The organism is Streptomyces sp. NPDC059456 (assembly GCF_042750055.1).
In the GTDB taxonomy this organism is placed as follows: Bacteria; Actinomycetota; Actinomycetes; order Streptomycetales; family Streptomycetaceae; genus Streptomyces.
Genome location: NZ_JBHYVA010000876.1, coordinates 1 through 3,030 on the forward strand (window position 1 = coordinate 1; position 3,030 = coordinate 3,030).

The window sequence follows — 3,030 nt, forward strand, 5'->3', positions numbered from 1 at the left end:
GGCCGGCCCGGGGGAGGGGGACGGGGGAGGACGGGACGGGGGCGGGACGTCAGAAGCCGTGGCGTGAGCCGCCGTCGACCGGGAGCATGATGCCCGTCAGGTACGAGGCGGCGGGCGACAGCAGGAACGCCGCCGTGCGGCCGAACTCCTCCGGAGTGCCGTAGCGGCGCAGCGGAATGCCGGACGCATTGGCCGCGCGGGCCGTCGCCGCATCACCCGACAGGGCGTCGAGCTCGCGGACGCGGTCGGTGTCGATCCGGGCCGGCAGCAGCCCGACGACGCGGATGCCGCGCGGCCCGAGTTCCACCGACAGGGACTTGGCGAAGCCCGCCAGCCCCGGCCGCAGGCCGTTGGAGATCGTCAGACCCGGGATCGGCTCGTGGACCGAGCCCGACAGGACGAAGCCGATGACCCCGCCCTCGCCCAGCTCGGCCGCCGCCGCGCGGGCCAGCCGTACCGCGCCGAGGAAGACCGAATCGAACGCCGCCGCCCACTGCTCGTCGGTGTTGGTCGACGCGAAGCCGGGGGTGGGGCCGCCGACGCTGATGAGGATGCCGTCCAGGCGGCCGAAGCGTTCCTTCGCGGCGGCGACGAGCCGGGCCGCCGCCTCCGGGTCGCCGTTGTCCGCGGCGATGCCCACCACGTCCGGACCCAGCGCGGCCGCCGCATCGGCGGCCCGTGCCGCATCCCGGCCCGTCACGATCACCTTCGCGCCGTCCGCCGCCAGTTCGCGCGCCGAGGCGAAGCCCAGGCCCCGGGTGGCTCCGGTGACGACGTAGACGCGGTCTTTCAGTCCAAGATCCATGCCCGACACGCTACGCCGTCGGCGCCGGCTCCCGCTCGGGGGTGGCACCGGCCGCCGCGGCCTGCGCACGGTCGCGCTTCTCCCGCCGTACGAGGACCAGCCAGCCCACCGGAACCGCCGCGGCGAACAGCCACCACTGCACGGCGTACGCCATGTGCGGGCCGATCGAGTCGTGGTCGGGTTCGGCGACCATCTCCGGGCTGCCGCCCGCCGGTGCCGGAGCGGTGAGCTCCAGGTAGCCGCCGAGGACGGTCCTGCCCAGGTACTGCGCCTGCTGCTCGCTGTTGATGAGCATCACCTGGCGGTCCGGCAGGCCCTTGCGGTCCTTGATGCCGCTGCCGCCGCTCGTCTCGTCGGCCTTCAGCCGGCCGGTGACCGTCACCTCGCCCGAGGGCGCGGCCGGCACCGGCGGGTACGCGCGGGGGTCGTCGCCGCCGGCCACCCAGCCGCGGTTGACCAGGACCACCCGGCCGTCGGACAGCACGAGCGGGGTGAGGACGTGGAAGCCGACCTTCTCGTCGTTGTCCGTCCGCATGCGGACGACGACCTCGTGGGCGGAGTCGTACGTACCGGTGGCGGTGACGGCGCGCCAGAAGTCGGCCCGCGGGACCTGGTGGCCCGGGGAGGTGATCTCGGTCATCGGCACCGGCTTCGCGGCCAGGTTCGCCGCGATCAGCTCGTTCTGCGCGACCCGGTGCTCATGGCGGTGGTACTGCCAGAACCCCAGCTTGATCATCGTGGGGATGAGGGCGAGGGCGATCAGGGTGAGGCACACCCATTGCCGGGTCAGCACAAAGCGGTACACGCCCACGACGGTACCCCCAGCCGGGAAGACCCCGGTGGCCGGGTGGCCGTCCGGGGTCGGGAAGGGAACGGAGGAGGGGAACGGGCCGGGGATCCGGCAGGGGGACGGGGCGGGACGGGCGCAGGCCGCGCGCGTCACACGCGGTCGACGATGCCCACCTTCCCTTCCGCGCGGGCGCAGTGCGCCCCGCAGAACCACTGGCCCTCCACCTCGACGCCCTGCCCGATGATCTGCACCCGGCAGTGCTCGCAGATCGGCGCCATGCGGTGGATGGCGCAGGAGAAGCAGTCGAAGACGTGCACGCTGCCCTGCGCGTGCACCTCGAAGGACATGCCGTAATCGTTTCCGCAGACCTCACAACGTGCCATGCGCCACAGGGTGGGACCGGACGGGCGCGGCGGAAAGCGGGCGCCGGGCGAGTCGCCCGACGCTCACCCGTCTGCCGCAGCCACGTCCCGCAGCAGCTGGGTGAAGGCCGCCTCGTCGACCACCGGCGTACCGAAGGACTTCGCCTTGACCGTCTTGGAGGTGGCCGAGTCGGGGTCGTTCGTCACGAGCAGGCTCGTGAGCCGCGACACACTCGTCGCGATGTGCAGGCCCGCCTCGACGGCCCGGTCCTCCAGCAGCTCCCGCTCCACCGAGGTGTCACCCGAGAAGGCGATCCGCATGCCCTGCTTGAGCGGTTTGCCGTCCTCGAAGCGCCCCGGGTTCGGGTGCGGGCACGGCGGCCGCTTGCGCGAGGGCCGCCAGCTGCCGCTCCCGTACGAGGCCTGCCGGCCGATCCGCGGGGTGACGGGGGAGTCCGACCACTCCGTCAGCGGGCGGCATTCCAGCAGGGGCAGCCGTACGCCGTCCCGCGCGGCGGCGTGCAGCGACGGACGGAACGCCTCCGCGAGCACGCGGGCGTCGTCGAGGGCGTGGTGGGCGCGCTGCTGGACCACCCCGAAGTGCGCGGCGAGCGACTCCAGCTTGTGGTTGGGCAGCGGGAGGTTCAGCTCCTTCGACAGGGCGATGGTGCACAGCCGCTGACGGACCGGCGCGGTCACCGAGGCCCGGGCGTACTCCCGGGCGATCATCTGCCAGTCGAAGATGGCGTTGTGCGCGACCAGCACCCGGTCCGCGAGCCGGCCCGCGAACTCCTCGGCGATGTCCTGGAAGAGCGGTGCGTCCCGCAGCATGTCGCTGGTCAGCCCGTGGATCCAGACCGGGCCGGGATCCCGCTGCGGGTTGACCAGGGTGTACCAGTGGTCCTCCACGTTGCCCTGCGCGTCGAGCCGGTAGACGGCTGCGGAGATTATCCGGTCGTCGCGAGCGAGCCCGGTCGTCTCCACGTCGACGACCGCGTACCCCTCGGGGTAAGCTGGCTCTTATAAACAACTACGAGCCCACGAGACACAATGAGATCGGGGGGTGGGGGGGT

Annotated in this window: 3 protein-coding genes and 1 pseudogene; all 4 read right to left on the bottom strand. The window is 72.8% G+C overall.

Annotation, left to right across the window (positions count from 1 at the left end):
• Positions 1 to 49 precede the first annotated feature (49 nt).
• Positions 50 to 805, bottom strand: a complete 756-nt coding sequence (locus tag ACFXA3_RS39890; RefSeq protein WP_385195903.1) for an SDR family oxidoreductase — start codon at positions 803 to 805, stop codon at positions 50 to 52.
• 10 nt (positions 806 to 815) lie between these two features.
• Positions 816 to 1,610 (bottom strand): SURF1 family protein, encoded by a 795-nt coding sequence (locus ACFXA3_RS39895; RefSeq protein ID WP_385195906.1) that lies wholly within the window; start codon positions 1,608 to 1,610, stop codon positions 816 to 818.
• Between the two features lie 134 nt (positions 1,611 to 1,744).
• The gene (locus ACFXA3_RS39900; protein ID WP_078613516.1) at positions 1,745 to 1,978 is read right to left on the bottom strand and encodes a hypothetical protein; all 234 of its coding nucleotides are present in this window, start codon (positions 1,976 to 1,978) and stop codon (positions 1,745 to 1,747) included.
• Between the two features lie 63 nt (positions 1,979 to 2,041).
• A pseudogene (locus tag ACFXA3_RS39905) lies at positions 2,042 to 2,971 on the bottom strand (DEDDh family exonuclease); the annotation flags it as partial.
• Positions 2,972 to 3,030: the final 59 nt, after the last annotated feature.

Coding starts and splice junctions, on each gene's coding strand:
- ACFXA3_RS39890 (WP_385195903.1), bottom strand. CDS start 805: ATGGATCTTGGACTGAAAGACCGCGTCTACGTCGTCACCGGAGCCACC.
- ACFXA3_RS39900 (WP_078613516.1), bottom strand. CDS start 1,978: ATGGCACGTTGTGAGGTCTGCGGAAACGATTACGGCATGTCCTTCGAG.